Source organism: Stenotrophomonas sp. Iso1 (assembly GCF_027497995.1).
In the GTDB taxonomy this organism is placed as follows: Bacteria; Pseudomonadota; Gammaproteobacteria; order Xanthomonadales; family Xanthomonadaceae; genus Stenotrophomonas.
Genome location: NZ_JAODBT010000001.1, coordinates 1,658,901 through 1,683,217, shown reverse-complemented (window position 1 = coordinate 1,683,217; position 24,317 = coordinate 1,658,901). Strand labels below are relative to the sequence as shown.

Annotated in this window: 21 protein-coding genes; 8 read left to right on the top strand and 13 right to left on the bottom strand. The window is 63.7% G+C overall.

What is annotated here, in order from left to right; all coding sequences use genetic code 11:
- Nucleotides 1-2 precede the first annotated feature (2 nt).
- The 3 genes from PAN08_RS07370 to PAN08_RS07360 form a co-directional block, all read right to left on the bottom strand.
- Nucleotides 3-2,159: an EAL domain-containing protein gene (locus PAN08_RS07370; protein ID WP_269790794.1), complete on the bottom strand. Its 2,157-nt coding sequence runs from the start codon at nt 2,157-2,159 to the stop codon at nt 3-5.
- The gene (locus tag PAN08_RS07365; RefSeq protein ID WP_269791202.1) at nt 2,156-3,040 is read right to left on the bottom strand and encodes a phosphate/phosphite/phosphonate ABC transporter substrate-binding protein; all 885 of its coding nucleotides are present in this window, start codon (nt 3,038-3,040) and stop codon (nt 2,156-2,158) included. The genes PAN08_RS07370 and PAN08_RS07365 overlap by 4 nt, the downstream gene beginning before the upstream one ends.
- Before the next feature lie 94 nt (nt 3,041-3,134).
- On the bottom strand, nt 3,135-3,890 hold the full coding sequence (locus PAN08_RS07360; RefSeq protein WP_269790793.1) for an RNA methyltransferase: 756 nt from the start codon (nt 3,888-3,890) through the stop codon (nt 3,135-3,137).
- A 120-nt stretch (nt 3,891-4,010) separates the two neighbouring features.
- Between PAN08_RS07360 and PAN08_RS07355 the strand changes: the two genes are divergently transcribed.
- The gene (locus PAN08_RS07355; protein ID WP_269790792.1) at nt 4,011-4,838 is read left to right on the top strand and encodes an inositol monophosphatase family protein; all 828 of its coding nucleotides are present in this window, start codon (nt 4,011-4,013) and stop codon (nt 4,836-4,838) included.
- Nucleotides 4,839-4,878: 40 nt separating this feature from the next.
- Nucleotides 4,879-5,013: a hypothetical protein gene (locus PAN08_RS07350; protein ID WP_269790791.1), complete on the top strand. Its 135-nt coding sequence runs from the start codon at nt 4,879-4,881 to the stop codon at nt 5,011-5,013.
- A 300-nt stretch (nt 5,014-5,313) separates the two neighbouring features.
- Here PAN08_RS07350 and htpX read toward each other — a convergent pair whose 3' ends face one another.
- Nucleotides 5,314-6,180 (bottom strand): protease HtpX, encoded by an 867-nt coding sequence (htpX, locus tag PAN08_RS07345; protein ID WP_269790790.1) that lies wholly within the window; start codon nt 6,178-6,180, stop codon nt 5,314-5,316.
- Nucleotides 6,181-6,273: 93 nt separating this feature from the next.
- Between htpX and gluQRS the strand changes: the two genes are divergently transcribed.
- From gluQRS to phaR, 3 genes are all read left to right on the top strand, one after another.
- Complete coding sequence (gluQRS, locus tag PAN08_RS07340) at nt 6,274-7,161, top strand: tRNA glutamyl-Q(34) synthetase GluQRS (protein WP_269790789.1); 888 nt, start codon at nt 6,274-6,276, stop codon at nt 7,159-7,161.
- Between the two features lie 57 nt (nt 7,162-7,218).
- Nucleotides 7,219-7,959 (top strand): beta-ketoacyl-ACP reductase, encoded by a 741-nt coding sequence (locus PAN08_RS07335; RefSeq protein WP_269790788.1) that lies wholly within the window; start codon nt 7,219-7,221, stop codon nt 7,957-7,959.
- 84 nt (nt 7,960-8,043) lie between these two features.
- Nucleotides 8,044-8,631, top strand: coding sequence for a polyhydroxyalkanoate synthesis repressor PhaR (gene phaR / locus PAN08_RS07330; RefSeq protein WP_269791201.1), 588 nt, complete (start codon nt 8,044-8,046; stop codon nt 8,629-8,631).
- A gap of 164 nt (nt 8,632-8,795) precedes the next feature.
- Here phaR and PAN08_RS07325 read toward each other — a convergent pair whose 3' ends face one another.
- The 6 genes from PAN08_RS07325 to PAN08_RS07300 form a co-directional block, all read right to left on the bottom strand.
- On the bottom strand, nt 8,796-9,707 hold the full coding sequence (locus PAN08_RS07325) for a TraB/GumN family protein (protein ID WP_269791200.1): 912 nt from the start codon (nt 9,705-9,707) through the stop codon (nt 8,796-8,798).
- Nucleotides 9,708-9,742: 35 nt separating this feature from the next.
- Nucleotides 9,743-10,684: a DUF1684 domain-containing protein gene (locus PAN08_RS07320; RefSeq protein WP_269790787.1), complete on the bottom strand. Its 942-nt coding sequence runs from the start codon at nt 10,682-10,684 to the stop codon at nt 9,743-9,745.
- Nucleotides 10,684-12,543, bottom strand: coding sequence for a DNA mismatch repair endonuclease MutL (gene mutL, locus PAN08_RS07315; RefSeq protein ID WP_269790786.1), 1,860 nt, complete (start codon nt 12,541-12,543; stop codon nt 10,684-10,686). The genes PAN08_RS07320 and mutL overlap by 1 nt, the downstream gene beginning before the upstream one ends.
- A gap of 194 nt (nt 12,544-12,737) precedes the next feature.
- The gene (locus PAN08_RS07310) at nt 12,738-14,348 is read right to left on the bottom strand and encodes an N-acetylmuramoyl-L-alanine amidase (RefSeq protein ID WP_269790785.1); all 1,611 of its coding nucleotides are present in this window, start codon (nt 14,346-14,348) and stop codon (nt 12,738-12,740) included.
- A gap of 80 nt (nt 14,349-14,428) precedes the next feature.
- Nucleotides 14,429-14,908: a tRNA (adenosine(37)-N6)-threonylcarbamoyltransferase complex ATPase subunit type 1 TsaE gene (tsaE, locus tag PAN08_RS07305; RefSeq protein WP_269790784.1), complete on the bottom strand. Its 480-nt coding sequence runs from the start codon at nt 14,906-14,908 to the stop codon at nt 14,429-14,431.
- Nucleotides 14,909-14,916: 8 nt separating this feature from the next.
- A complete protein-coding gene (locus tag PAN08_RS07300; protein ID WP_269790783.1) occupies nt 14,917-16,389 on the bottom strand; it encodes an NAD(P)H-hydrate dehydratase in 1,473 nt (490 codons plus the stop codon).
- Between the two features lie 23 nt (nt 16,390-16,412).
- Here PAN08_RS07300 and queG point away from each other — a divergent pair, with 23 nt between their 5' ends.
- Entirely contained in the window at nt 16,413-17,501 is a 1,089-nt protein-coding gene (gene queG, locus PAN08_RS07295; RefSeq protein ID WP_269790782.1) for a tRNA epoxyqueuosine(34) reductase QueG, read from the top strand.
- 59 nt (nt 17,502-17,560) lie between these two features.
- Entirely contained in the window at nt 17,561-18,916 is a 1,356-nt protein-coding gene (gene xseA / locus PAN08_RS07290) for an exodeoxyribonuclease VII large subunit (RefSeq protein WP_269790781.1), read from the top strand.
- Here the strand turns inward: xseA and PAN08_RS07285 are convergent.
- The 3 genes from PAN08_RS07285 to PAN08_RS07275 all read right to left on the bottom strand — a co-directional run bounded on the left by PAN08_RS07285 (nt 18,907) and on the right by PAN08_RS07275 (nt 22,898).
- Complete coding sequence (locus tag PAN08_RS07285; RefSeq protein WP_332840098.1) at nt 18,907-20,121, bottom strand: AcvB/VirJ family lysyl-phosphatidylglycerol hydrolase; 1,215 nt, start codon at nt 20,119-20,121, stop codon at nt 18,907-18,909. The genes xseA and PAN08_RS07285 overlap by 10 nt on opposite strands.
- A 77-nt stretch (nt 20,122-20,198) precedes the next feature.
- Entirely contained in the window at nt 20,199-21,113 is a 915-nt protein-coding gene (locus tag PAN08_RS07280; protein ID WP_269790779.1) for a M48 family metallopeptidase, read from the bottom strand.
- A 75-nt stretch (nt 21,114-21,188) separates the two neighbouring features.
- Complete coding sequence (locus PAN08_RS07275; protein WP_269791199.1) at nt 21,189-22,898, bottom strand: SUMF1/EgtB/PvdO family nonheme iron enzyme; 1,710 nt, start codon at nt 22,896-22,898, stop codon at nt 21,189-21,191.
- A 290-nt stretch (nt 22,899-23,188) separates the two neighbouring features.
- On the opposite strand from PAN08_RS07275, the gene rnd reads away from it, so the two are divergent.
- A complete protein-coding gene (gene rnd, locus PAN08_RS07270; RefSeq protein ID WP_269790778.1) occupies nt 23,189-24,271 on the top strand; it encodes a ribonuclease D in 1,083 nt (360 codons plus the stop codon).
- Nucleotides 24,272-24,317 lie beyond the last annotated feature (46 nt).

Here is a 24,317-nt window from a genome sequence, read left to right as displayed (position 1 = left end):
GCTCAGGCCAATATGCCCGGCACGCCCGCCGTGTCGTGCTCCAACAGCTGCACCAAAGCATCAGCATTGAGCGGCCGCCCCAGCCAGTAGCCCTGCACCAGATCGCAACCGCGCTGGGCGAGCAGCTCGAACTGCGCCCGCTGCTCCACGCCCTCTGCCACCACCGTGATGCCCAGTGCATGCGCCATGGCGATGATGGCGGTGGTCAGCGCCAGGTCGTCCGGATCGCGCTCCATGTCAGCCACGAAACTGCGGTCAATCTTGACCCCGTCTACCGGCACCTGACGCAGATGGCTGAGGCCCGAGAAACCGGTACCGAAGTCATCCAGCCATACCCGCACACCGGCACGGTGCAACTTCTCCAGCAGCGTCACGGCCAGGATTTCGTCGCCGATGACCGCTGTTTCGGTTAACTCCAGGTGCAGTCGTGAAGCTGCCAGCCCCGAGGTATGCAGGCTGGTTTCAACCTCGCCAATCAGGTCACCGTTGCGCAGCTGACGCGGTGAGACGTTGACCGAAATGAACACTTCCTCGCCCGCCGCGTTACGCGGCCACTGCATAGCCTGTTCGCAGGCCGCATGCAGCACCTTCGGACCGAGTGCCTGGATCAGGCCGCTCTGTTCGGCCACATCAATGAACACCGACGGCGGGATCGAGCCCAGCGTCGGGTGATTCCAGCGCAGCAGTACTTCCGCGCCCACCAGCATGTGGTCACGAGTGCGGAAAATGGGCTGGTAAACCAGCCGCAGTTCGTCACGATCCCACGCCCCACGCAACTCCTGCTCCAGATACAGGCGCCGCTCCACGGCATGATCCATGGCCCGGTTGTAGTAACGGAAACAGTTCTTGCCGGCCAACTTGGCCTGATACATCGCAATGTCGCCGTTCTTCAACAGCACCGTCGCCCCGTTCGCGTCTTCAGGGAACAGGGTGATCCCGATAGAGCTGCCCAGGAATATCTCGCGCTGCTGCACCTGCAAGGGCTGCCCCAGCTCCACCACCAAACGTTCGGCCAGTTTCGCGGCCACTTCCGCCGCCCCACGCTCGCCATCGCCAACCAGGATGACGAATTCATCGCCACCAAAGCGCGATAACAAGGCTTCGCTGCCGCCAACCTGGTCCACCGAATTGGCGATGCGCTGCGCAAACTGCAGCAAGGCGTCATCACCGGCCTCATGGCCAAGCGTGTCGTTGACCCGCTTGAATTCGTCAATGTCGATGAACAACAGCGCCAGAGACCGCCCGGCCAAACGTGCCTCGTGCAGCCGGCCATCCAGCGCCTCGCGGAACGCCAAGCGGTTGGTCAACCCGGTCAGGGCATCGGTGTAGGCCATCTGCCGCACTTCGCGGTCATGCCGGGCGATGCTCTGGCTCATCCGGTTGAAGGTGCGCAGCAGCTCGCTGATTTCATCACCGCGCCGGGTCGACTGTTCTTCAATCTGGTAGTCACCGCGTTCAATGCGTTGTGCCGCACTGCTCAGCCAGCGGATCGGCCGCACCATCGTGCGCTGGATATAAAGCGCTGTGGCACTGACAAAAGCCACCAACGCAGCCATCAGGGCCGTCAGCCAAAACCATTGCCGACGCCGGCTTTCGTCCAGCCGCTGCGACAACGTGCGCATGGCGGCCGCCTCCTGCGCCAGCACCGGTTTCAGGTCCATACCGACCCGTAGCCCGCCGATACGCTGGTCGCCGATGTGGATGGGCAGGTCGACCTCCAGCACCGAAGGCGAATGCTGCAGCAGCATTTTCTGCGCGCGCACCGCCATATGTGCCAACGGATCCCCCATCGGCTGGCCATAACCTGCTACGTCAATGGAGCCGTCGTGGATCAGCTTCCCTTCGGCGTCGTGCACCAGCACATAACTCACCGATGTCTGTGCGGTGGTGTTGCGCACCAGCGCGCCAATCGCGGCCAGATCTTCGTAGTAGAGCGGGTTGACCAGACTGTCGGCCAGGCCCTGCGCCAGCGCGGTGCCGCGCTCCTTGATGCTCTCATCGAGCACCTGGCTGACCACCTCGATACTGTTTCGCAATACTTCCTGCTGAGCCGCCGCCTGACGCGCCAACATCAGCGCGACGATGGCCGTCACCACCAGCAACGCCGCACCTGCGGCAAGCAGGAAACGGGCCTGAAGACCAAAGCGAAACCGGTTCATTCCACCTCCAGGCGGATGCGGGCCAAGCCACGACGCAGGCGCTCCAGGACCCGTTGGCTTTCAGCGTCCACCGGGTGAAAACCGGTGGTGCCGAAGAATTTGGCCAACGCCGGCCCGGCCACGGGATCACGGCTTGCCTCCAGCAACACCCGCTGCAGCCGCTCACGCACTGCAGGATCCAGATCACCGCGCACCATTTCCAACGCACGCGGCATCGGCTCACTGCGGAATATCACCCGCATGTCGTTACGGAAAGCCGACGGCATGCTGCGGTCGTCCATCCAATCCAGGTTGCTGATCACTCCGGCATCCACCACCCGTTTATGCACGTAGGTGGAGATGTTCAATTCTGTCCGCGCAAACACATAACCCACCGTATCGGCGGCGGGTACGTCGCTGGGGGTCAGCAGAATCTCCGGCTTCACGCCGTGCTCAAGCAACTCCATGGCCGGCACCAGATAGGCACTGGTGGAGAGCGCGCTCTGCAGCGCCACGGTACGGCCCTTCAGGTCTTCCAGGCTGCCCACCGGGCTGTCGCGGCGCACAAAAAACACACTCTCGTAAGCCCCGACGCCACTGCGCTCGGTCAGCAGCAACGGGCGCGCACCCGCCCGCTGCTGCAGGGCCATGGCCGTGCCGGCGGTTTCAGTCACCCAATCCACGCGCCCACGACGCAGGTAGCTGCCCATCTGCTGGGCATCCTTGGCCATCAGGATGCGCCCTTCGACGATCCCGACCTCCCGCATCCGTGGCACCACGTAGTCCAGCAACGGTTTGAGCTGGTCATAGTGCGACTTCGGATCATCGCTGATCCGACCCAGCACCAACACCGAACGCTCGACCGCCCCGCACGCAACCGGCTGTAGCGCAGCCAGTCCCAATGCGGCTCCCCAAAGCCATCGAAACACGCGCAAAACGGCAGCTCCCCAAACGATCAAGCAAGCCTACCGGAAATCCTGCGCCGTGATGAGGTACTCAGTCCGGGCGGGTGCCGGCCAAACGTGCCATCCGCTGCGTATCAGCCAGAATGCCGCGAAGCAAGCGGACCTCCTGCTCGGACAGGTCAGCCTTCATGAACAACCGGCGCAGCTTGCGCATGGCCGATTCCGGCGCGCGGCCCTTGTGGAAATCGATTTGGTCCAGGGCCTCACCGAACTGGCTGAACATCCCCTCCAGCTGCGCATGGCTGGCAGGCGCATCCCCAAAGCCCTGCTCACGCGCCGGTTGCACCTGCCCCTCAAGCTGCGCCATGCGCACTTCGTAGGCCAGCACCTGCACGGCCGCTGCCAGATTCAGCGAGCTGAATTCCGGATTGGACGGGATATGCACGGCCACATGGCACAGCTGCAACTCCTCATTGGTCAGACCGGTACGTTCACGCCCGAACACGAAGGCCACCTCGGCGCCCTCGCCGGCCTTGGTCACCGCGCGCTGACCGGCCAGCTCCGGCAGCAACTCCTCCAGCTGCACCCGGCGAGAACGCGCGGTACACCCCAGCACCAGCTGGCAGTCGGCCACGGCCTCGGCCAGTGTCGCCACCACCGGCGCATCGCCCAGCACATCCTCGGCACCGGCCGAACGGCGCAGCGCCACGTCGTCCAGCGCCTTCTCAGGGGCAACCAACACAAGCCGAGCCAGCCCCATGGTCTTCATCGCACGGGCGGCCGCCCCGATGTTTCCAGGGTGCTGAGTACCAACAAGAACGAAACGGATATGGGCAGGAACAGACATGGATGGCAAAAAATCAGGAGCGAGACAGCTGCAGATGGTAAACTGCGCGGCCGGCCTGTGCGCCGGACCCGCTCTTTTCCCCCGCCAATCCGATCTCAGCCTTCACGGGAGCCTTTCGCCATGCAGAAACCCGCCGTAACCGTCATGGTCAAGGCCGCCCGCCTCGCCGGCAACGTCCTGCTCCGCAACATCAACAAGCTCGAAACACTCAATGTAGTGCAGAAGGGTCGGATGGATTACGCCAGCGAAGTTGATGGCGATGCGGAGAAAGTAATCGTCAAGGAGCTCAAGCGCGCCTATCCCGAATATGGCATTTTCGGTGAAGAAGGCGGCGTCCAGGGCAGCAAGCGCCAGATGTGGGTGATCGACCCCCTCGACGGCACCAGCAACTACCTGCGCGGCTTCCCGCATTACTGCGTATCCATTGCCCTTGTTGAAAATGGCGAGCCGACTGACGCAGTGATCTTCGACCCGCTGCGCAACGAATTGTTCACCGCCAGCCGTGGCAATGGCGCGGTACTCAACGACCGCCGCATCCGCGTAACCGACCGCAAAGATCTGGAAGGCACGATGATCCACACCGGCTTTGCCCCGCGCGAACGCGCCCGTGCCGGCAGCCAGCTCAAAGCGCTGGACACCTTGTTGGTGCAGGCTGAAGACGTGCGCCGCACCGGCTCGGCCGCGCTGGACCTGGCCTATGTGGCCTGTGGCCGCGCCGATGCCTACTTCGAAGCTGGCGTGAAGGCATGGGACATCGCAGCTGGCGTGCTGCTGGTCCGTGAGGCAGGCGGCAAGGTCTGCAACTATCGTGGCGCCACCCCAGCCCGCATGGACGACAGGGGCCCGGAGACGCAGCAGATTGTGGCCGGCAACCTGAAGGTGTGCGAGGCGCTGCAGAAGGTGCTCGTCAACACCGGTTATGCCGCTGAGTTTGATCCGAAGTTCTGATTGACTGAGAGCTTCGCCCCCAAGAACGGCGCCTGAGAAGGTGCCGTTTTTGTTTGTGCGGGCACGTCGACTGTTGCTGCTGCTGTTGCTGTTGCTGCTGCTGTTGCTGCTGCTGTTGCTGTTGCTGTGGCTGTGGCTATCCCCTCTCCCGTTTGCGGGAGAGGGGTTGGGGTGAGGGCAGCTCTTGCTCTGGAGATTTGGTATTGGCTTTTATCGTTGATGCATCGGACCTCCTTCCACAGCGACAGCAACGACAACAGCAACCACTGAAGCAGAAGCACCCTCACCCCTACCCCTCTCCCGCAAACGGGAGAGGGGATAGCCACAGCCACAGCAACAGCAACAACCACAGCAACGGCAACGGCCACAGCAACAGCAACAGCAACGGCACATAGAAACACGCCGCACTTACCCCCAAAACAAAACGCCCGGCACGTGGCCGGGCGTTTTGATCACAACCATCCGCTGAAGCCGATCAGACCACCGTCGACGAACGCAGAGCAGCGATACGCTCTTCCAGCGGCGGATGGCTCAGGAACAGCTTCTTGGCGGTCGAGCCGGCGATACCAAACGCGGCAATCTGCGTCGGCAACGTGCTCTGGCCATGATTGAGCTTCAGGCGCTCCAGCGCAGCAATCATCTTCTGGCGACCGGCCAAGGTCGCTCCGCCATGGTCAGCGCGAAATTCGCGGCGACGCGAGAACCACATCGCGATCATCGTCGCAAACACGCCGAACACCATCTCCAGCACGAACACGATGATGTAGTAAGCAAAACCACGGCCACCGCCTTCACGGTTGCCCGACAGCACACTGTCGATCACACCACCGACCACGCGGGCCAGCACGATCACGAAGGTGTTCAACACACCCTGCAGCAACGCCATGGTGATCATGTCGCCATTGGCAACGTGGGCGATCTCGTGGCCCAGCACTGCCTCGGCCTCGTCTTCACTCATGTTATGCAGCAGGCCCGTGGACACCGCCACCAGCGCATTGTTGCGGTTGGCGCCGGTAGCAAACGCGTTGATCTCCGGCGCGTCGTACACCGCTACTTCCGGCATGCCGATGCCGGCAGCCTTTGCCTGGCGTGCCACCGTATCCAGCAACCACCGTTCGGTCTGGTTGCGCGGCTCGGTGATGACCACCGCGCCGGTACCGCGCTTGGCCATGAACTTGGACAGCAGCAGCGAAATGATGGAACCACCAAAGCCGAAGATGGCAGCCATGACCAGCAGACCACTCATCCGCGAAGGATCAGTGCCTAATAGGGACATCACGACACTTGCCAGAGCAAGCACCGCAAGGTTGGTCAGAAGAAACAGCCCGATACGGGTAAACATGGGAAAGAGTTCCATGAAGGTGGAAAAGTTGGATAGATCTGCGGCTCGCGCAGCTTGAATTCAAGCACATATCTGACCGACGATTCAGCTTCAATGCCTCCATCTCCTTATCGCGGCCGTTTCGCTCCCTCTCCGACCGGCCCCTTGCACCTGGGTTCGATGCTGGCTGCCTTCGGCAGTTGGCTGTTGGCTCGCCATGCCTGCGGCCAGTGGCTGATCCGAATCGAGGACGTGGACCCGCCTCGCGAAGTCCCCGCAGCGGCAGAGCAACAACTGGCGACGCTCGCTGCTTTTGGCCTGCATTCCGACGAGCCAGTGCAGTACCAGAGCCACCGTCACGCGCCTTACCGAGCTGCGAGTGAGCGGTTGCTGGCCCAGGACAAGGCATTTCACTGCCACTGCAGCCGCGCCGATCTGGCCGGTCAACACGGCATCCATCGGCACTGCGTGTCCAGCCAGAAGCGCGCACAGCCGGCCATCCGCCTACGCGTGCCTGAAGGCAGCCATGTGACTTTCGATGACGCTCTGCAGGGCCCAATCGCGCAGGACGTGGACCGTGACGTGGGCGATTTCGTCCTTCTGCGAGCTGATGGCTATTGGGCTTATCAACTGGCGGTGGTCGTGGACGATGCCGAGCAACGCATCAGCCATGTGGTGCGCGGCGCCGACCTGGTCGATTCCACACCGCGACAGATTCTGCTGCAGCGAGCACTGGGCGTGCCGACGCCGCATTACCTGCACCTGCCCCTGCTGCTGGGTGCCGACGGCCAAAAGCTATCCAAGTCGCTGGCCGCAATGCCAGTGGATACCGACGCACCACTGCCGGTACTGCGTTGGCTATGGGCCGCGCTGGGTCAGCCGCCTGCGCCTCTGGATGCGGCAGTCTCCGTTGCCGAACTACTGCAGCATGCCGTGGCCGGTTTCGACCCAGGCCGCCTGCAAAAAGAATCACGATCCCTCGCCGGATCGCCCCCGGGCTGACCGCAGTTTCATTAGAATCGGTGGCTCCCCCGCGCAATCGCCCTGGAGCAACTGCCCATGACACCCCGCGTCGCACTGGTCACCGGTGGTACCGGCGGCATTGGTACCGCCATCTGCCAACGTTTGGCCGACCAGGGCCATCGTGTCGCCACCAACTTCCGCAATGCCGAGAAAGCCCAGGACTGGCAGCAGAAGATGCAGGCGAAGGGCTATGACATTGCGATGTTCCCCGGCGATGTCGCTGACCCGGTCAGTGGCCGCGCCCTGATCGAATCGGTCGAAGCCGCACTGGGCCCGGTGGAAATCCTGGTCAACAACGCCGGTATCACCCGCGACACCACCTTCCACCGTATGAGTGCCGAGCAGTGGCATGAGGTGATCAACACCAATCTCAACTCGGTGTTCAATGTCACCCGCCCGGTGATTGAAGGCATGCGCAAGCGCGGCTGGGGCCGGGTTATCCAGATCAGTTCGATCAACGGCTTGAAGGGCCAATACGGCCAAGCCAACTATGCGGCGGCCAAGGCGGGCATGCACGGCTTCACCATCTCGCTGGCCCGCGAAAATGCCGGCTTCGGCATCACCGTCAACACCATTTCGCCGGGTTACGTTGCCACCGACATGGTGATGGCCGTACCGGAGGAAGTGCGGGCCAAGATCATCGCCGACATCCCGACCGGTCGGCTGGGCAAGCCAGAGGAAATCGCCTATGCGGTGGCCTTCCTGGTTGCCGAAGAAGCATCGTGGATCACCGGCTCCAACCTGGACATCAACGGCGGCCACCACATGGGCTGGTGATGCGCATCGCAGTCATGTTGCGCAACACGGGGATTCATGCTGCGCAGCAGGAAATTGCATTTGTGCGCCTTGCAACCTGTACTTTTGGCTGTTGCAAGGCCTGTTGCACTGCGCCATGCTGCACGCCTACCGTTGACGAGTGATGGCTTAATGGCTGCGACCCGCATCATCAAGAAGTATCCCAATCGCCGGCTCTACGACACCGAGATTTCCAGTTACATCACCATTGAAGATGTCCGCCAGTTGATCCTCGACGGCGAGACCTTTGAGGTGCGCGATGCCAAAAGTGGCGAGGACCTGACCCGCTCGGTCCTGCTGCAGATCATCGCCGATAAGGAACAGGACGGTGAGCCGATGCTCTCCACCCAGTTACTGAGCCAGTTGATTCGTTTTTACGGCGATTCGCTGCAGGGCTTCATGGGCAATTACCTGGAGCGCAGCATGCAGGTGTTCCTCGACCAGCAGCAGCAGTTCCGCCAGCAGATGGGCAACCTCCTTGGCCAGACGCCGTGGGCGATGATGAACCAGCTCACCGAGCGCAACATGGAGTTGTGGCAGGAATTCCAACGCAACATGGGCACCGGCTTCGGCCGCCCGCCAGCGTCGGGCACCAAGCCAGCCGATCCGCCGCCAGCTGCCAGCACTGGCAGCAAGACCCGCAGCCCGCGCTGAACAAAAAGGCCGACGCAAACGTCGGCCTTTTTTGTGGCTGTGCTGCGGGGCGATGCAAGTCCCGACACTGGGGCCGTCAAAGCCATGACATGCCCGGCGCGGTTCCGAAAATTATTGCGCCAGCGTCAGTGATTTCGCGGCTTGCGCCGCTCCCACTCAAGGCCTCAGCGCTTCTCTGGTTTGCAGGCAGAACAGATGCGCTCCACCTTGTAACCGCGCGCGCGCAGCTTTTCAACCACACCATCGCTGCCCAGCAGGTGCAACGCACCAACGACAACCAGCGTACTGCCCTGCCCCGCCTGCAACCGTTGCTGCAGCGGGGCCAGCCAGGCGTCGTTGCGCTCCACATTGATGCGGTGATACAGCCCGGGGTATTCACGCTTCATCTGCGTGGCCATATCGCGCCAAAGCACCACGTCGTCACCACGACGCCAGGCCGCGTGCAGTTGCCGACTCTCTTCATCGCCCTTCTCTACCTGCTCCAGCGCCTCGCGAAGTAACTGACGTTGCTCCTCCACACTCATGCCATCGAGCATGTTGATCTGCGAGGAAGCCGTCTCCAGTCCCGCCGCGGGCTTGCCCGCCTGAGCGGCACGCGTCATCAGGTGACGATCCAATCCCGCTTCCGCATCCAGTCCTTGGCGCGTCATCTGGCTGATGCTGATGGTCAGGCCAATGAACCATGGCTTGAGGCCAACCAGACGTTCGAGCGGCATGTTGTTGGCGGCTGCATAGTCTTCCAACCGCTTCCAGGTGGCGGCATCCAGTTCATCCTTCAGCTGACGGCCGTCGCGGCGCGTTGCCACCTGCAACATCTGCGTGGCCAGTGCCGGCGAGTTCATGTCTTCCGGCGGCAGTTCGAACAACAAACGGCCAGATGCCTCGAATGCCTTGTCCACATCGGGCGACAACGGATAGTCGTCGGGTTTGAGCAGATGGAACGACCCCAGCAGGTAAAGCTGGGCGCCCTGCGGACCACTGACCTTCCACAACAGTGGCACCGGTGGCGCGGTGCTGGCGGCCGGCTCAGCCGGACGAGCTGAGACGGCGGCCGATGCTCCCACCAGCATCACCATACCCAGCACCAAGCTTGTCGCGCGCGACCTCCACTTCATACGGTTCCCTCCGGCTTGGGCTTCACATAGGCTTTTTCGCCGGCCTCAACCGGCATGTCCATTCGATTTTCCGGCGGCGGCAATGGGCAGGTCGCAAACGGCGTGAACGCGCACGGCGGGTTGTAGGCACGGTTGAAATCCACCACCACTTCACTTTTGGCATCCGGCACGTCCACATCGATATAGCGACCGGCCGAATAGCTGCCGCGGCCGTTGGTGCGGTCGGCGAAGATCAGCTGCAGTGGACGCCCTGGCTCGCCGAGTGCTTCCAGCCGCCAAGTGCGGCCGTCACGTTCAAACTCCACCGCTCCAGCATTGGGCACATCGCTGGCAAGACCGGTGATGTCGACGATGGGGAGGGTTTTGTTCACGTCATGCGGCACAAAGCGCGCCGTCACCCGCCAGGACGGATCGGCCGGCCAGTAGGCCAGATGACCGAAGTTCAGCCTTGCCGGTGCGTCGGCATGCTTCAGACGCAGTGCATACCGTGGGCCGCGATGGATCAAAGTCAGCAGACCTTTGCCGTCGTCGAAGGAGATCACGGTCGGTTCGGCATCATCATCACTGCGGAATGGAATGCGCCCCTTCACCGTCTGGCCGCCTGCCTGCAGCACCACACCGGGCTCCGGGGTGAACCAAACCTTGTTGCCGTCGCGCGTCACCATGCCCATGCGCGGCGGGCCCATCGCCAGACGGATACCACTGGTGCTGCCGCTGCCGATGAAATGTGCCTTGAGCTCCAGCCAATGCAGGCCCACCAAACTGGCCCAGCCATCCGGCGTCGTCAGCTCGGTCAAACGGCGCTCGCGCCACCGTTCGTTCTCCTGCGTAAACGCAGGATCAGCCGGCGTCGGCTTGCCAGTATCGGCGTTCTTGTCGCCGCACCCTCCCAACAGCATCGCAGCGAGCAGCGCCACGCCCCCCCATCGTTTCTTCATCAACGCCCCCGCAGGAACCAGCGGTCAATTTCCGCCAGAGAAAAGCGCGCCCAGGTTGGGCGGCCGTGGTTGCACTGCCCCGAGCGCTCGGTGATTTCCATGTCGCGCAGCAGGGCGTTCATCTCGGGAAGCGTCAGGCGCCGGTTGGCCCGCACTGCGCCGTGGCAGGCCATCGTCGACAGCAGCTCGTCCCGCGCGGTCGCAATACGCCGGCTCTGGCCATGTTCGCGCAGGTCCGTTAGCACGTCGCGCAACAATCCTTCCGGCTCGGCATTGGCAAGCAACGCCGGGATGCTGCGTACATGCAGCGAACCCGGGCCGGAGCGAGTGATCTCGAAGCCCAGTGCAGCCAGCGTTTCCGCTTCACGTTCGGCGGTATCCGCATCGCGCTCGCCCACGGCAAGCGTCATCGGCACCAACAAGGGCTGCGCATGCAGGCCGATACCGTCATGGGCATTCTTCAACCGCTCGTAGCCGATGCGCTCGTGCGCGGCGTGCATGTCCACCACGATCAGCCCTTCCGCGTTCTCGGCAAGGATGTAGATACCGTGCAACTGGGCAACGGCATACCCCAACGGCGGTACGCCGCTGTCACCGGAAGTCGGCGGCAATGCCGGGCCACCCTCTGCAAAGGACTGCACGGTGCCTGCGGCCGGCGTCGAGTACAGCGCTGCATACGCGGACGGCGCCTCAGCCACCTGCAGGCCCAACGGCGATTGCCGCGCCTGCCAGTCGCCATTACTGCCCGCGCTGCCGGCCGGGCGCCCGAGCACATAGCCGCCGCCGTAACCTGCCGATGGCAACACTTGCGACGCGGCATCCGCCGGATGTTGCAGCTGGCCCATTGCTGAAGGGTCCGTGCCGGCGCGCGTTTCAGCCAACGCATCCTTGAGGGTGCGGTAAACAAAATCGTGGATCAGCCGCGAATCGCGGAAACGCACTTCGTGCTTGGCCGGATGCACGTTTACATCGACGCGCGTTGGGTCGAGCTCAAGGAACAATACATAGGCCGGCTGACGGCCGTGATACAGCACATCACCGTAGGCCATCTTCACCGCATGACTGACGCTGCGATCGCGTACCGAGCGGCCATTGACGTACAGATACTGCTGATCGGAACTGGCCCGCGAATACTGCGGCTGGGCGATCCAGCCATGCAGGCGCAGACCGGCGGCACTGTGGTCCACACGCAATGCCTGGCGCGCAAAATCGTCGCCCAAGGTTTCACTCAGGCGCGTATCCGAATACAAATCACCCGGTTTGTAGCGCCGTGACGGCTTGCCATTGTGCGAAACGCGAAGCTCAACATCCGGACGTGCCAGCGCCAGCGAACGCAGCCACTCTTCGATATGGCCCAACTCGGTACGTTCGGCACGCAGGAACTTGCGCCGCGCCGGCACGTTGTAGAACAACTCGCGCACTTCCACGGTGGTGCCGGGAGCATGCGCGCGTGGCGCGACTTCCCCCAGCTTGCCGCCCTCGATCTGCAATGCAGCGCCATGCTCGTCATCGGCACGGCGCGAGGCCAGGGTGAAACGGCTCACCGAGGCGATGGACGGCAGCGCTTCCCCACGAAAACCCAGGGTCGCCACCGACTCAAGATCATCCAGGCTTGCAATCTTGCTGGTGGCGTGGCGCGACACCGCCAGCGCCAACTGTTCCGGCGCAATGCCACCGCCGTTGTCGCGGATACGGATCAGGCGCACGCCGCCTTCTTCCAAGTCTATATCCACGCGTGTGGCACCGGCGTCGAGGGCGTTTTCGACCAGTTCCTTGACGACGGACGCGGGGCGTTCGACCACCTCGCCGGCGGCGATCTGGTTGATCAGGATTTCCGGCAGCGGACGAATCGCATTCATCGTGCACCCCCTACGGAAACCGACATCCGGAAGCGATGGGACAAGGACGAATGGAGGGGTATCAGGTTGACATCATGCATGGCCACGATGATAGCCGAGCCCGGTCGCATCACCGTACCGGGCAGGCAAAACACGTCGTTTGAAATCATGCTCCAGCGGCATCCCGCTCAGCCGAGACGACCCCGGCGCGGTGTTTACTTGCTGCCGCCAGCTACCGTGCCGGCCGAGGCATCCATTTCCGCCTGGGCGCGGGCGGCGAACAACGTGCCCGGCGGCGGTTGACGGCTGAAGAAGGTATGCACGCCATCGAGCACGGCACCGGCGATGCGACGCTGGTAAGCCGGGTCGACGAGCCGGCGCTCTTCGTCCGCGTTTGAGATGAATGCGGTTTCCACCAGCATCGCTGGCATGTCCGAGGTGCGCAGCACCGCGAAGTTGGCGCGCTCCAGATTCGGCTTGTGGTTATTGCCGATGCGCTTGAGCCCACCCAGCACATGCCCGGCCGCGTCTTCAGAGGCCTTCATGTTGCCGCTCTGCGCCAGATCCAGCAGCACATTGGCCAAGGTGCCCTCGGTGCGACTGAGGCTGACACCGCCAATCAGGTCGGCCGCGTTTTCCTTGTCGGCCAGCCAGCGCGCACGCTGTGAAGAAGCGCCCTTCGTGGACAGCACATACACCGATGAACCGGTAGCCGAGCGGTTTTCTGCCGCATCGGCATGGATCGAAATGAAGATGTCCGCCTTGGCCGCACGCGCACGCTGCGCACGCATCGGCAGCGGGATGAACACATCAGTGTCGCGGGTCAGGTAGGCACGCAGACCCGGCGTGGCATTGACCTGCCGCGCCAGCTCACGCGCAACCGCCAAGGTCACGTCCTTCTCACGCTTGCCAGTGGGGCCGATGGCACCCGGATCCTGGCCGCCGTGGCCGGGATCGATGGCCACCACAAGGGTACGCATCCCCGCTTGCATGCGGATGCGCGAAGCATCGCTTGGCATTGCCGGGCGCGGCGCTTCAGGCGCGACCGCTGCCGGCGCCGGGATAACTGCTGCGGGCACGACACTCGTTTGCACCACAGTGGCTACCGGCTTGTTGCCTGTTACCTGCGTGGAGGCGACAGCCGCCTGCCCATTGAGGATTGCCGCTGGCGATGGCTGACCCACCGCGTCCCTGGCTGCGATCACATTCGTCGCTACGGGCACGGAAGCGGCAACAGGCGCAGGGGCTGGAGGCGGCGTTGCGGCCTGACGACTTACTGCAGCGGTCAGCGCTGCAGTCGCGCGAGCGGCCTCGACGCGGGCCTGTGCACTGGACTGGGCCGGGGTTTGAACAGGCGCCGGTGCCGGGGTGGCAGCTTGAGCCGGAACAGACGCAGTGGCCACCGCAACCGGTGCACGGCCAGCGCTTTCACCCGGCCACTCGATCACCAGCTTGGTTTCAGCGCCCTGCCCTTGGATCTGCGGTTTGAACGCGGCCACGGTTTCAGCAAGGTCGAACACCACCCGGAACGTGCCGGGGGTCGGGGTGCCGGTACGTACGGCCGTCACCACGCCGATGGCTGCCGGCAACTTGAGGTTGCGCAGCGCCGAGGAATCGGGGAAGTCGACAACCAGCCGGTTCGGGCCGGCCAGGCTCAGGGTCTTGTAGCTGCCACCGCCCGCGAGCTGGATTTCAGCGCGGGTGCCGGTGCTGCCGGTGTGCAGATTTACCCCTCGGATCTCGCCCGCCCACGCGGATGCGCTGGCAGCCAGACAGAGTCCAGCGACGGCAACTGACAGTACGAACAGGCGGTTTCCCGTAGTCATGGGCGGATTCAATCATCGGAATCCGGCAATTGCAACACCTTTTCCCTTAATAATCCGCAACCTGCCACACCTTCCTGTTGTCAGGGGGCAAAAACCCCTTGCAAGTGAGGGGATTGGCGCAGGCGCTCCAGCCAGGCGTGACCTTCCTCGCTGTGTGCATGGAGACGACCGCGCCGGCCATGTCCGTCTATTTCCAGCGCTACGACCAGATCCACCGGCGGCAAGCCGCCCGTGCCGCGCTCAGGCCATTCGACCAGCCACAGGTCGGCCGCGCCCTCATCCAGACCGAGGAAATCCAATTCGCCGGCATTGCCGATGCGGTACAGGTCCAGATGCCACGCCTCGCCGGTCTCCAGCGGGTAGCGCTCGATCAAGGTGTAAGTGGGGCTGCGGATGGAACCCTGCACACCCAGTGCGCGCAGCAGCGCGCGGGCCAGCGTGGATTTACCGGCGCCCAGGTCGCCCTGCAGATGCACCACCGCCTGCGCGGGACGGGTTAGAGCCAGCGCCTGACCGAGTTGGTCGGTGCTTTCGGACTCGGGAAGAAACAATTCGATCATGGACGCCATTATGGATTGGCCAGCGCCCGCAGGTGCAGCAGCAGATCACGCGGCAACAGCCCGCGCTCGCCCTCGGCTGCCGCCGCATCGCCGGCCAGACTGTGCAGCAACGCGCCGGTGCTGGCCGCGTCGAATACCGTCAAACCTTGCGCGCACAATGCCGCGATGGTGCCGGTGAGCAGGTCGCCCATGCCGCCCACCGCCATGCCGGGATTGCCCGCTGCGATCACGCGCGTCACCTGACCCGGCGCAGCGATCAGCGTACCAGCGCCCTTGAGTACCACGACAGACGCATAGCGCTCAGCCAATGCCTGCACAGCAGCAAAGCGATCACGCTGGATTGCGACGGTATCGGTACCAAGCAGGCGCGCCGCTTCACCCGGATGTGGTGTGAGGATGGCTTGCTGCAGTGGCTGCGGTGACGTGGCCAGCAGATTCAGGGCATCGGCATCCATCACCAGCGGCTTGCCACTGTTCAACGCCAGCAACCACAACGCTTGCGCCCATTCGTCTTGACCCAGGCCCGGCCCGAGTGCCAACACATTGGCGCGCTCCAACAGTGGCAGCAACGCACTAGCCTGCTCAACCGCATGCGCCATCGCCTCCGGACAGCGCGCCAATAACGGAGCCACATGCAGCGCGCGCGTCGCCACACTGACCAGGCCTGCGCCACTCCGCAACGCGGCTTCAGCGCTGAGCATCACCGCCCCGCCGCTACCGTGATTGCCGCCCACGCACAGCACATGGCCGGACTCGCCCTTGTGCGTATTGAGCCGGCGCTTGGGAAGCTGCCGCGCCAATACCGGCCTGGCCCAGCGCAAGCTGCTGGCGGTCACGCCCTCGAAGGCCACGGCGGGGACATCCAGTTCGGCCAGCAGCCGCTGCCCGCCATACTCCAGTGCAGCGCCGGTATGCAGGCCTTGGTGCGGCACGATGAACTGCAGCACGCGCTCGGCGCGGATCGCTGCACCGGGGACGTCACCACTGAAGGCATTCACGCCGCTGGGCACGTCCAGCGCCAATACCGGCGCAGCGGCAGCATTCACCGCATTGATCAAGGCAATGTCGGCCGCTTCAGGCGCGCGCGCCAAGCCGAGGCCGTACAACGCATCGATGATGAGATCCGCCTGTCGCAGGCAATCCAGCGTTATTTCAACCCGCCCGCCGATGGCCAGATAATCGGTACATGCCTGCTGCGACATAGGCGTGCGCGGGGCCGCTTCCGGCAGATGCAGCACGCAGACTTCACGTCCGGACTGCCGCGCGTAACGGGCCAGCACATAGCCGTCACCACCGTTGTTGCCGGGGCCGCACACCACCACGATCCGGCGAGCCTGCGGCCAATACTGCAGCACGCTCTGCCAGCCGGCCTGCCCCGCACGTTGCATCAACACGTAACCATCGCCACCCAATTGGGCGGTGGCCTGCGCATCGATGCGGCGGGCGGCTTCGGTCGTGAACAGGGCGACGGGCTCTGACATGCTGGCAATTCTATACTTGCGCCATGTCTGAAGCCGTTTCTATCGCCAATCCGGCGCAGCTGTCGCTGCGCATCCGTCACCTTGCGCGCGAGGCCGGCTTCCAGCGTTGCGGTATCAGCGGCGTCGAACTGGGCGACGACGAAGCCCATCTCGCCGACTGGCTAGGCAAGGGCCTGTACGGAACGATGGAATGGATGGCGCGCCACGGCAGCCTGCGGGCACGGCCACAGGAGCTGCTGCCAGGCACGGTGCGAGTGCTGTCGGTAGGCATGGACTATGGCCACAAGGACGACACCGAGGCCTGGGCCACACTGAACGATGCCGAGCGCGCCTACGTCGCCCGCTACGCGTTGGGCCGCGATTACCACAAGCTCATGCGCAACCGCCTGCAGAAGCTGGCCGAACGCATCGCCGGTGAAATCGGCCCATTCGGTTACCGGGTATTCGTCGATTCGGCGCCGGTACTGGAACGTGCCTTGGCACGCAACGCGGGGCTGGGCTGGATCGGCAAGCACACCTGCCTGATCGACCGTAACGGCGGCTCTTGGTTCTTTCTCGGCGAGATCTACCTCGACCTGCCGTTGCCGGTGGACACCCCAGCCACGGCGCATTGCGGCACGTGTACGCGCTGCATCGATGTCTGCCCCACTGCCGCCATCATCGCGCCATATCGACTGGACGCGCGCCGTTGCATTTCTTACCTGACCATCGAACACGAGGGCGCCATTCCGCTGGAAATGCGCCCGTTGATGGGCAACCGCATCTACGGATGCGATGACTGCCAACTGGTTTGCCCTTGGAACAAATTTGCCCATCGCACCGATGAACCCGACTTCCGCGTGCGTAACAACCTCGACACCGCGACGTTGCCGGATCTGTTTGCATGGGAGGAAGACGAGTTTTTGCGTCGCACCGAGGGCAGCCCGATCCGTCGCAGTGGCCACGAGCGCTGGCTGCGCAACATCGCCGTCGCACTGGGCAACGCAGCGCCATCTGCCAGTGCCAACGAAGCACTGGTGCAGCGTCTTGAACACCCTTCCCACGTCGTTCGCGAGCATGTGCAATGGGCGCTCCAGCGCCACGCCGACGCGCCGGACATCCGCGAGCAATAAGCGCTCCGGCCAATCCATGCGACCATGACCGCCCGCTTCACTGCCGCATTGCCCGATCCATGGAACGCAGTCTCGATATCCTCACCCCCGGCCAGCTCAACACGCTGGCGCGCGACCTGCTTGAAAGCACGTTTCCGCTGGTGTGGGTGGAAGGCGAGCTGGGTAATGTCAGCCGTCCCGCGTCCGGGCATCTGTACTTCACCCTGAAGGACGCGCGCGCACAGGTGCGTGCGGCAATGTTCAAACCCAAGAGCCAATGGTTGAAATTCGTGCCACGCGAAGGCCTGCGCGTACTCGTGCGCGGCCGCCTCACGCTGTACGAAGCACGGGGCGATTACCAGCTCATCCTCGACCACATGGAAGAGGCCGGCGAAGGCGCGTTGCGGCGTGCCTTTGAAGAGCTCAAGGCGCGACTGGAAGCCGAGGGCTTGTTCGATCCGGCGCGCAAGCGGCCGTTGCCCACCCATGTGCGCCGCCTGGCAGTAATCACATCGCCCAGTGGTGCCGCAGTGCGCGACGTACTGAGCGTTCTGGCACGACGCTATCCATTGCTCGAAGTGGAGCTGCTGCCGTCCCTGGTACAGGGTGAAACCGCAGCACCGCAGATCACCTCATTGCTGCGTCAGGCCGATGCCAGCGGCCGCTACGACGTGATCCTGCTCACCCGGGGCGGCGGCTCGCTGGAAGACCTGTGGGCGTTCAACGATGAGCAGCTGGCACGCGCCATTGCCGCCAGCAATACACCGGTCGTCTCGGCGGTCGGCCATGAAACCGACTTCAGCCTCTCCGATTTCGCCGCCGACCTGCGCGCGCCGACACCTTCCGTTGCAGCGGAACTGCTGGTTCCCGATCAACGTGACCTGGCACTGCGCCTGCGCCGCCTGCAACAACGTCTAGTGCAACTGCAGGCGCACATGCTGAATCAAGCAATGCAGCGTGCAGACCGCGCTGCATTGCGCCTGCAGGCACACAGCCCACAGTCACGGCTTGCATTGCTGCGGCATCGCCAGATAGCCGCCTTCGCACGCCTGCAAGCGAACTGGCGCCAACAGCAGCAACGTCGCGGCGCTCGTCTTGCACACGGTGCTGCTGTGCTGCGCGGAGCGCAGCCGCAGCGTCAGCTGGGCGCACTGCGCGAGCGATTGGGCGCACTTGCACCGCGCGCCCAGGCTGCCATGGCACGACATCTACAACGTGACGCGCTACACCTGCGAGGCATCGCCCGTTCGCTGGAAGCGGTAAGCCCGCTGGCTACCGTGGCACGCGGGTATTCAATTCTTACCCGCAGCGATGACGGCGCACTGGTGCGCAGCTCCGGCCAAGTACAACCAGGCGACGAGCTGCAGGCACGTCTGGCTGAAGGCACGCTGCAATTGCGCGTTGAACGCAGTGGATCCGGTGATGCTCAGTCGTGAGTGATGCGGGCGGCGCTCCAGCCGTCCAGAATAATCTGCGTCAGCTTCACCGGATCCCGGTCGAAATGATGCCCACCCGGGCGCTCGACCACCTGCACCACGCGCCCGCCCTGCAGGTCCCGGCACAGACTGTCCTTCTCGTCGGCGCCGTGAATGCACTGCACTGCCACGCCGTGCACACGCATCAAAGCCGGCAATACCGGTGTCTCCCGTTGCTTGCCCAGCCCCAGCCAGCCGCCCACACGCACCTTGAAATCTGCGCCGTGCGACATGCCAAGCAAGGATATGAAATGAACCTGCCGCTGCTGCGCTTGCGGTAGCAATGGATACGCAAACGGCAACACATCGGCACCAAACGAGTAACCGACCAGCGCGATGTCATCGGCCTGCCAGCGACGGCCATAGCTTTCCAGCACGCGACTGAGATCGGCGCCCACCTGCTCCGGTGTTTTCTGTTTCCAGAAGTAACGCAAGCTGTTCCAGCCAACCACGGAAATACCGCGCCGGTTCAACTCCTCCGCGATGCCTTTGTCCAGATCCGCCCAGCCACCATCGCCGGACATCACCACCACCAAACGGCGACTACCCGCCACCGGCATTTCCACCAATGGCAGCACGCTGGGGCCCGCCGAGGAAGTCTTTGGAAAATGTGCCTTGGCGGTGGACACCAATACCTGCTCAGGCACTACCGTGACGGGCACGGCGTTGATCGGCGCGATACATCCGGGCGCACCGTTGCCTGCATCGGATGTCACCACAGCGCCTGCCATATCACCTGGGGAAGCACCGGCCAGAGCCGCACGCGCCAGATCCGCACCATCGCCCTGCCCGACCAACAACGGCGGAAAGTAGTCCTTGGACAACTTCTGTTTGAGTAGGGCCTTGGCAAGCAGCAATGCGTCATCAGCCAACGCCCGGCACGGCATGCCGCCCCGGAACTTGCTCCGGTAGTGACTACTGTCCACCACTGCCACCCACGCACCATCACCGGCCAAGGCAAGCGCCAGCTGCTGACGTGATGCCGGTGATTGCCCCTGACCAGGAAAGAGAATCACCAACGCGCGCGTCCCGCCGCTGGGCTTGAGCACTTGCACGTCGCCGTACCGACCACCTGGCACTTGTTGGCGCTTCAGCGCCCATGCACACCCACTTGCCAACAGCGCGACCAGCGCTGCCACCCACATCACCCGCCAACCGAACCACATTGCATTGCCTCCGGGCATACGCCGAACGCCGGCAAGCATCTGCCGGCGTTCGTTATGGGGTCGTGCAATTGGGCGGTTTAGCGGCTTGCGCTGGCACCGCTGGTACAGAAGCGTTCACGGTACTGCATTGCCTTGGGCATCAATGCCTGCAGGTTCTGGATGCGGGTGCCGGGATTGGGATGCGTAGATGAGAATTCTGGCGGCGCCTGACCACCACTGGCCTCGCCCATGCGCTGCCACAACGGCACTGCCTCTTCCGGGTTGAAACAGGCCGCTGCAGCCAGCATCAAGCCGACCTCGTCGGCCTGAGTTTCATGCGAGCGCGCGTACGGCAGCAAGTAGCCGTAGCCCATCGCCGACATCATCATTTGCTGTTGCTGCGCATCCATACCACTGGCTGCGCCCGCCATCTGCCCGATCTGCGTCAGCTTCTGCTGTGCCATGCGCTGCGCACCGTGCCGCAGCAGCGCATGGGCGATTTCATGCCCCATCACAACCGCCACCGCATCCGCGTTCTTAGCTATCGGAATGAGCCCGGTGTACACCGCCATCTTGCCGCCCGGCAGACAGAACGCATTGGCCTGGTCGGACTGCAACACATTCACTTCCCAATCAAAATCGCGCGAGAAATTCTGCGGCTGCATGCCGTGCTCCTGCGCCAGCGCGGTTTCCACAACATCGACCTTGGCGATCAGACGGCTGGCTATTTCACGCACCTGTCGCGCGATCTCGCTGTTGGGATCCACCGGCCGTTCCTGCGACAGAATCTCCTGGTAAGCCTGTAGACCGAGCGCTTTCTCTTCCTTGGCATCCAGTGCGCTGTCGATCAGCACTTTCTCGCCGGTGTAGGGATCCACCGTGCGGTTGCCGAAGTAATAGCAGCCGCCATAAGCGGCGAAGCCGAGCAGAATGATCCAACGCACATTGCCGAACAGGCCACCACCACGACGCTGTCCACCCGCGCGTTGGTTGCCGAAAGGATCTTGTCGCATGTTGGCTCCGCCGGGTTCGAGTTGGGTCGGGGTAGTTCGCTGGCGATGTTAGCGCGCCCCGCCCCGATGGCAATGTCAAATACCGCGCACCAGGCGGAAACCAATGCGGGCCGAGGTCACATCTGAATCCTGTGACTGCCGCCAGGCTGCCCGGGTCTGCTCCGGCGCATTGGCCCAGTTGCCGCCCCGGATCACCCGTTGCCGGCACCCCGGGTTGTACCAAGCCGCGCCATCGGCCGGTGCACGCCGGTAGCTGGCGTGCCAACAGTCGGCCACCCATTCGCTGAGATTGCCGGCCATGTCATGCAGGCCCCAGGGGTTGGCATTGAAGATGCCTACCGGCGCGGTGCCCCAGAAACCATCGCCGTAACCGATGAAAGCATTGTTCCAGTGGCGGCCACTGGGCGAGACATCCAGGCTACCGGTGAAGTTGCCGGTGTTCTCCGGCGGCACCGACGCGCGGCCCCACGGATAGCGCCCCTGGCTGCCTGCACGCAGGGCGTACTCAAATTCGGATTCGCTGGGTAGGCGATAGTGCCGTCCCGTCTGCTCGGACAACCAAGCCGCGTAAGCCTCGGCATCACGCACGCTGACGTGCATCACCGGGCTGTTGGGCGCCGCCTTGAGGCCGTTGTAGTCCGACTGCCAATCCACGCCACTGCGGCGGATGAAGTTGCCGCTACGCTCGTCATAGACGATGGAGTGACCGCGTCGGGTCGCGCGCGGGCGGGACTTGGCGGTCTCCACGAAACGGCGAAAATCCGCCACCGTCACTTCGGTGATGGTCATGGCGAAGCCGCGATCGAAGCGCACCGCATGCTGCGGACGCTCAGCGTCATTGGCGCCGATCTCCTCCGCTTCGGCCCCCATCTGGAACGTGCCATACGGCACCACCACCATTCGCGGACCACGGCTGCCATCCTGCAGCGCATCGGAGAACACCTGCCGGGGACGGAAGCTGCCATAGCGGGTCACCAGTTCGATGCGCTCAGCCAGCAGCGCGACCGTGCGATCTCCGGCCAAAGCGATGTGCTGGGCCTGTTCCAGCTTCTGCCTCGCATCCTTCAGTCCCTTGGACGAGGTGAGATCGCGCAGACCGCCTTCGCGCAAGGCATCCAACTGCGCAGTGCGGATAGCTTCGATACGCAGACGCGCATCGGCCAACGTCGGGCTTTCGCCGCGAATAGTGCTGGCCTTGCCCAGCCACGCTGCCGCGGCCTGGAAATCGGATTCAACCGCCGCCGCGTGCTCCGCACGTCGGATCAGGCCACTCTCGATGGCCGCCAACCCCTGACGCGCGCGGCTGTTGCCCGGATCAGCAGCCAGCACTTCGCGAAACGCCGCCTGCGCACCGCCGCCATCCTCACCGAACCGGTGCTCGCGCAACGCCTGTTCGCCAGCGCGATTCAGGGCCAACAAGCGTCGGGCGGTGGCAATGCGCTGCTCCAACTCGCGCTCGGCCTTGCCCTCTGGCGCCAGCGCCACGGCGACGCCCACGCGTTCGGCCGCCTGCTCCAACGCCTGTCGCTGGTTCTCCGGTTGCGCAAGCAAAGCTGTGGCCTGCGTTCGCAACTGCTGGCGAGCCTTGTCCAGCCCTCGTTTAGCGGCGCGGTCCTGCGGTTGTTGGGCCAAGATCGCCAGATAGAGCGGAATTGCGTCGTCGGCCTCCCGGTAGAGGTGACCTTCGGCCAGCGCCTTGTCGGCGGCCTTGCGCGCTTCAGGCAGTTGTTCCGGCTGCAAGTTCACCTCAGGCACGGTCCAGACCGGCAGGGCGGTCAATTCCACCTGGGGGGCGGGATCAGGCACAACCCGGGCTGCTTTGGGGATCGCGATGCTCTCCGGCTGAGGTGCCTGTTTGCGCGATGGCGCTCCTTCCTTGCGCGGCTGTGCCTGCGGCGCGCCGCCCGGCGGTTGTCCGCAACCGGCAAGCAACAACGACAACAACAGCGTTACACCCTTCAATTGGCCGGTTCTACGCAAAAAAGCCTCCACTTGCCCGTCTGCTTCGACGGGCACGGCCCGACGTTAGGCTATTCTCGCCTGCCTGAGCAAACCCTGCCGTCGACGGAACCCACGTGGCTTACTGGATCAAACACCCATCGGAACTGGAAGAGCGCTATCAGCAGCGCCCCGACCGCATTGGACTGGACACCGAATTCATCCGCGAACGCACCTACTGGCCGCAATTGGCCCTGGTGCAGATGGCGGTCGGCAACGAAATCCTGCTGATCGACCCTCTGATACCGGGCATGTGCGATGCCTTGAAGCCCTGGCTGACCGACACGTCGATTACCAAGGTGATGCACAGCGCCAGCGAAGACCTGGTCGCCTTCAAGTCCGCCTGTGACGCTCTGCCGCGCCCGCTGTTCGACACCCAGATCGCCGCTGCATTGGCCGGCATTGGCGGCGGCATGGGTTATCAGAAGCTGGTGGCCGAGATCACCGGCGTCACCCTGCCAAAGGGTGAAACACGCTCGGATTGGCTCAAACGTCCGCTCAGCGACGCCCAGCTCGAATACGCCGCCGACGATGTCGAATATTTGTTCGCGCTACACGACACCCTCAGCGAACACCTGCAGGCAAAAGATCGTATGCAATGGCTGATGGATGATGGCGAACGCATGATTGCCAGCGTCGCGCGCGATGAAGGCGAGCACTGGCCGCATCTGTCGATGCGCGCTTCACAGTTCCTCGAGCCCGAAGCACAGCTGCGTCTGCTGCGTCTATTGCGCTGGCGAGAGCACCAGGCCCGGCTAAGCGACAAGCCGCGCAGTTGGATCCTGGACAACGAGCTGGCCAACCTGCTCGCACGCACGCCACCGGCCGACTACGAGGCGATGCTCAAGGTGTTTGGCCGCTTCCCCAAGGCACCGCGCAAGCTGGCGCAATCGCTGTGGGAGGCGCTGACCACACCGTTGCCTGATGAAGCCGAGGCGCCGATGGCGCTGCAGGCGACCGAGGGCAATAAAGCCGCGTTCAAGCGCCTGCAGGATGCCGTTGCCAAGCTCACCACCGAACTCGGCCTTCCGGACGGCCTGCTCGCCTCGCGCAAGCACCTGGAATCACTGCTGGAAAGCGGGCAATGGCCCAATGCCCTGGCAGGCTGGCGCCAGCAACAACTGGAGCCCATCCTGCGCCCACTGCTGCCGGAAGCCTGATCGGCTGCAGCCCGTCGGCACGACCAAGTTGTCGTGCCGAACTTCC

What these genes read in the sequence shown, in the direction of transcription:
- PAN08_RS07370 (WP_269790794.1), bottom strand. Translation starts at nt 2,159, where the DNA reads ATGAACCGGTTTCGCTTTGGTCTTCAGGCCCGTTTCCTGCTTGCCGCA.
- PAN08_RS07360 (WP_269790793.1), bottom strand. Translation starts at nt 3,890, where the DNA reads ATGTCTGTTCCTGCCCATATCCGTTTCGTTCTTGTTGGTACTCAGCAC.
- PAN08_RS07355 (WP_269790792.1), top strand. Translation starts at nt 4,011, where the DNA reads ATGCAGAAACCCGCCGTAACCGTCATGGTCAAGGCCGCCCGCCTCGCC.
- htpX (WP_269790790.1), bottom strand. Translation starts at nt 6,180, where the DNA reads ATGTTTACCCGTATCGGGCTGTTTCTTCTGACCAACCTTGCGGTGCTT.
- gluQRS (WP_269790789.1), top strand. Translation starts at nt 6,274, where the DNA reads ATGCCTCCATCTCCTTATCGCGGCCGTTTCGCTCCCTCTCCGACCGGC.
- PAN08_RS07335 (WP_269790788.1), top strand. Translation starts at nt 7,219, where the DNA reads ATGACACCCCGCGTCGCACTGGTCACCGGTGGTACCGGCGGCATTGGT.
- PAN08_RS07325 (WP_269791200.1), bottom strand. Translation starts at nt 9,707, where the DNA reads ATGGTGATGCTGGTGGGAGCATCGGCCGCCGTCTCAGCTCGTCCGGCT.
- PAN08_RS07320 (WP_269790787.1), bottom strand. Translation starts at nt 10,684, where the DNA reads ATGAAGAAACGATGGGGGGGCGTGGCGCTGCTCGCTGCGATGCTGTTG.
- mutL (WP_269790786.1), bottom strand. Translation starts at nt 12,543, where the DNA reads ATGAATGCGATTCGTCCGCTGCCGGAAATCCTGATCAACCAGATCGCC.
- PAN08_RS07310 (WP_269790785.1), bottom strand. Translation starts at nt 14,348, where the DNA reads ATGACTACGGGAAACCGCCTGTTCGTACTGTCAGTTGCCGTCGCTGGA.
- tsaE (WP_269790784.1), bottom strand. Translation starts at nt 14,908, where the DNA reads ATGATCGAATTGTTTCTTCCCGAGTCCGAAAGCACCGACCAACTCGGT.
- PAN08_RS07300 (WP_269790783.1), bottom strand. Translation starts at nt 16,389, where the DNA reads ATGTCAGAGCCCGTCGCCCTGTTCACGACCGAAGCCGCCCGCCGCATC.
- queG (WP_269790782.1), top strand. Translation starts at nt 16,413, where the DNA reads ATGTCTGAAGCCGTTTCTATCGCCAATCCGGCGCAGCTGTCGCTGCGC.
- xseA (WP_269790781.1), top strand. Translation starts at nt 17,561, where the DNA reads ATGGAACGCAGTCTCGATATCCTCACCCCCGGCCAGCTCAACACGCTG.
- PAN08_RS07285 (WP_332840098.1), bottom strand. Translation starts at nt 20,121, where the DNA reads ATGTGGTTCGGTTGGCGGGTGATGTGGGTGGCAGCGCTGGTCGCGCTG.
- PAN08_RS07280 (WP_269790779.1), bottom strand. Translation starts at nt 21,113, where the DNA reads ATGCGACAAGATCCTTTCGGCAACCAACGCGCGGGTGGACAGCGTCGT.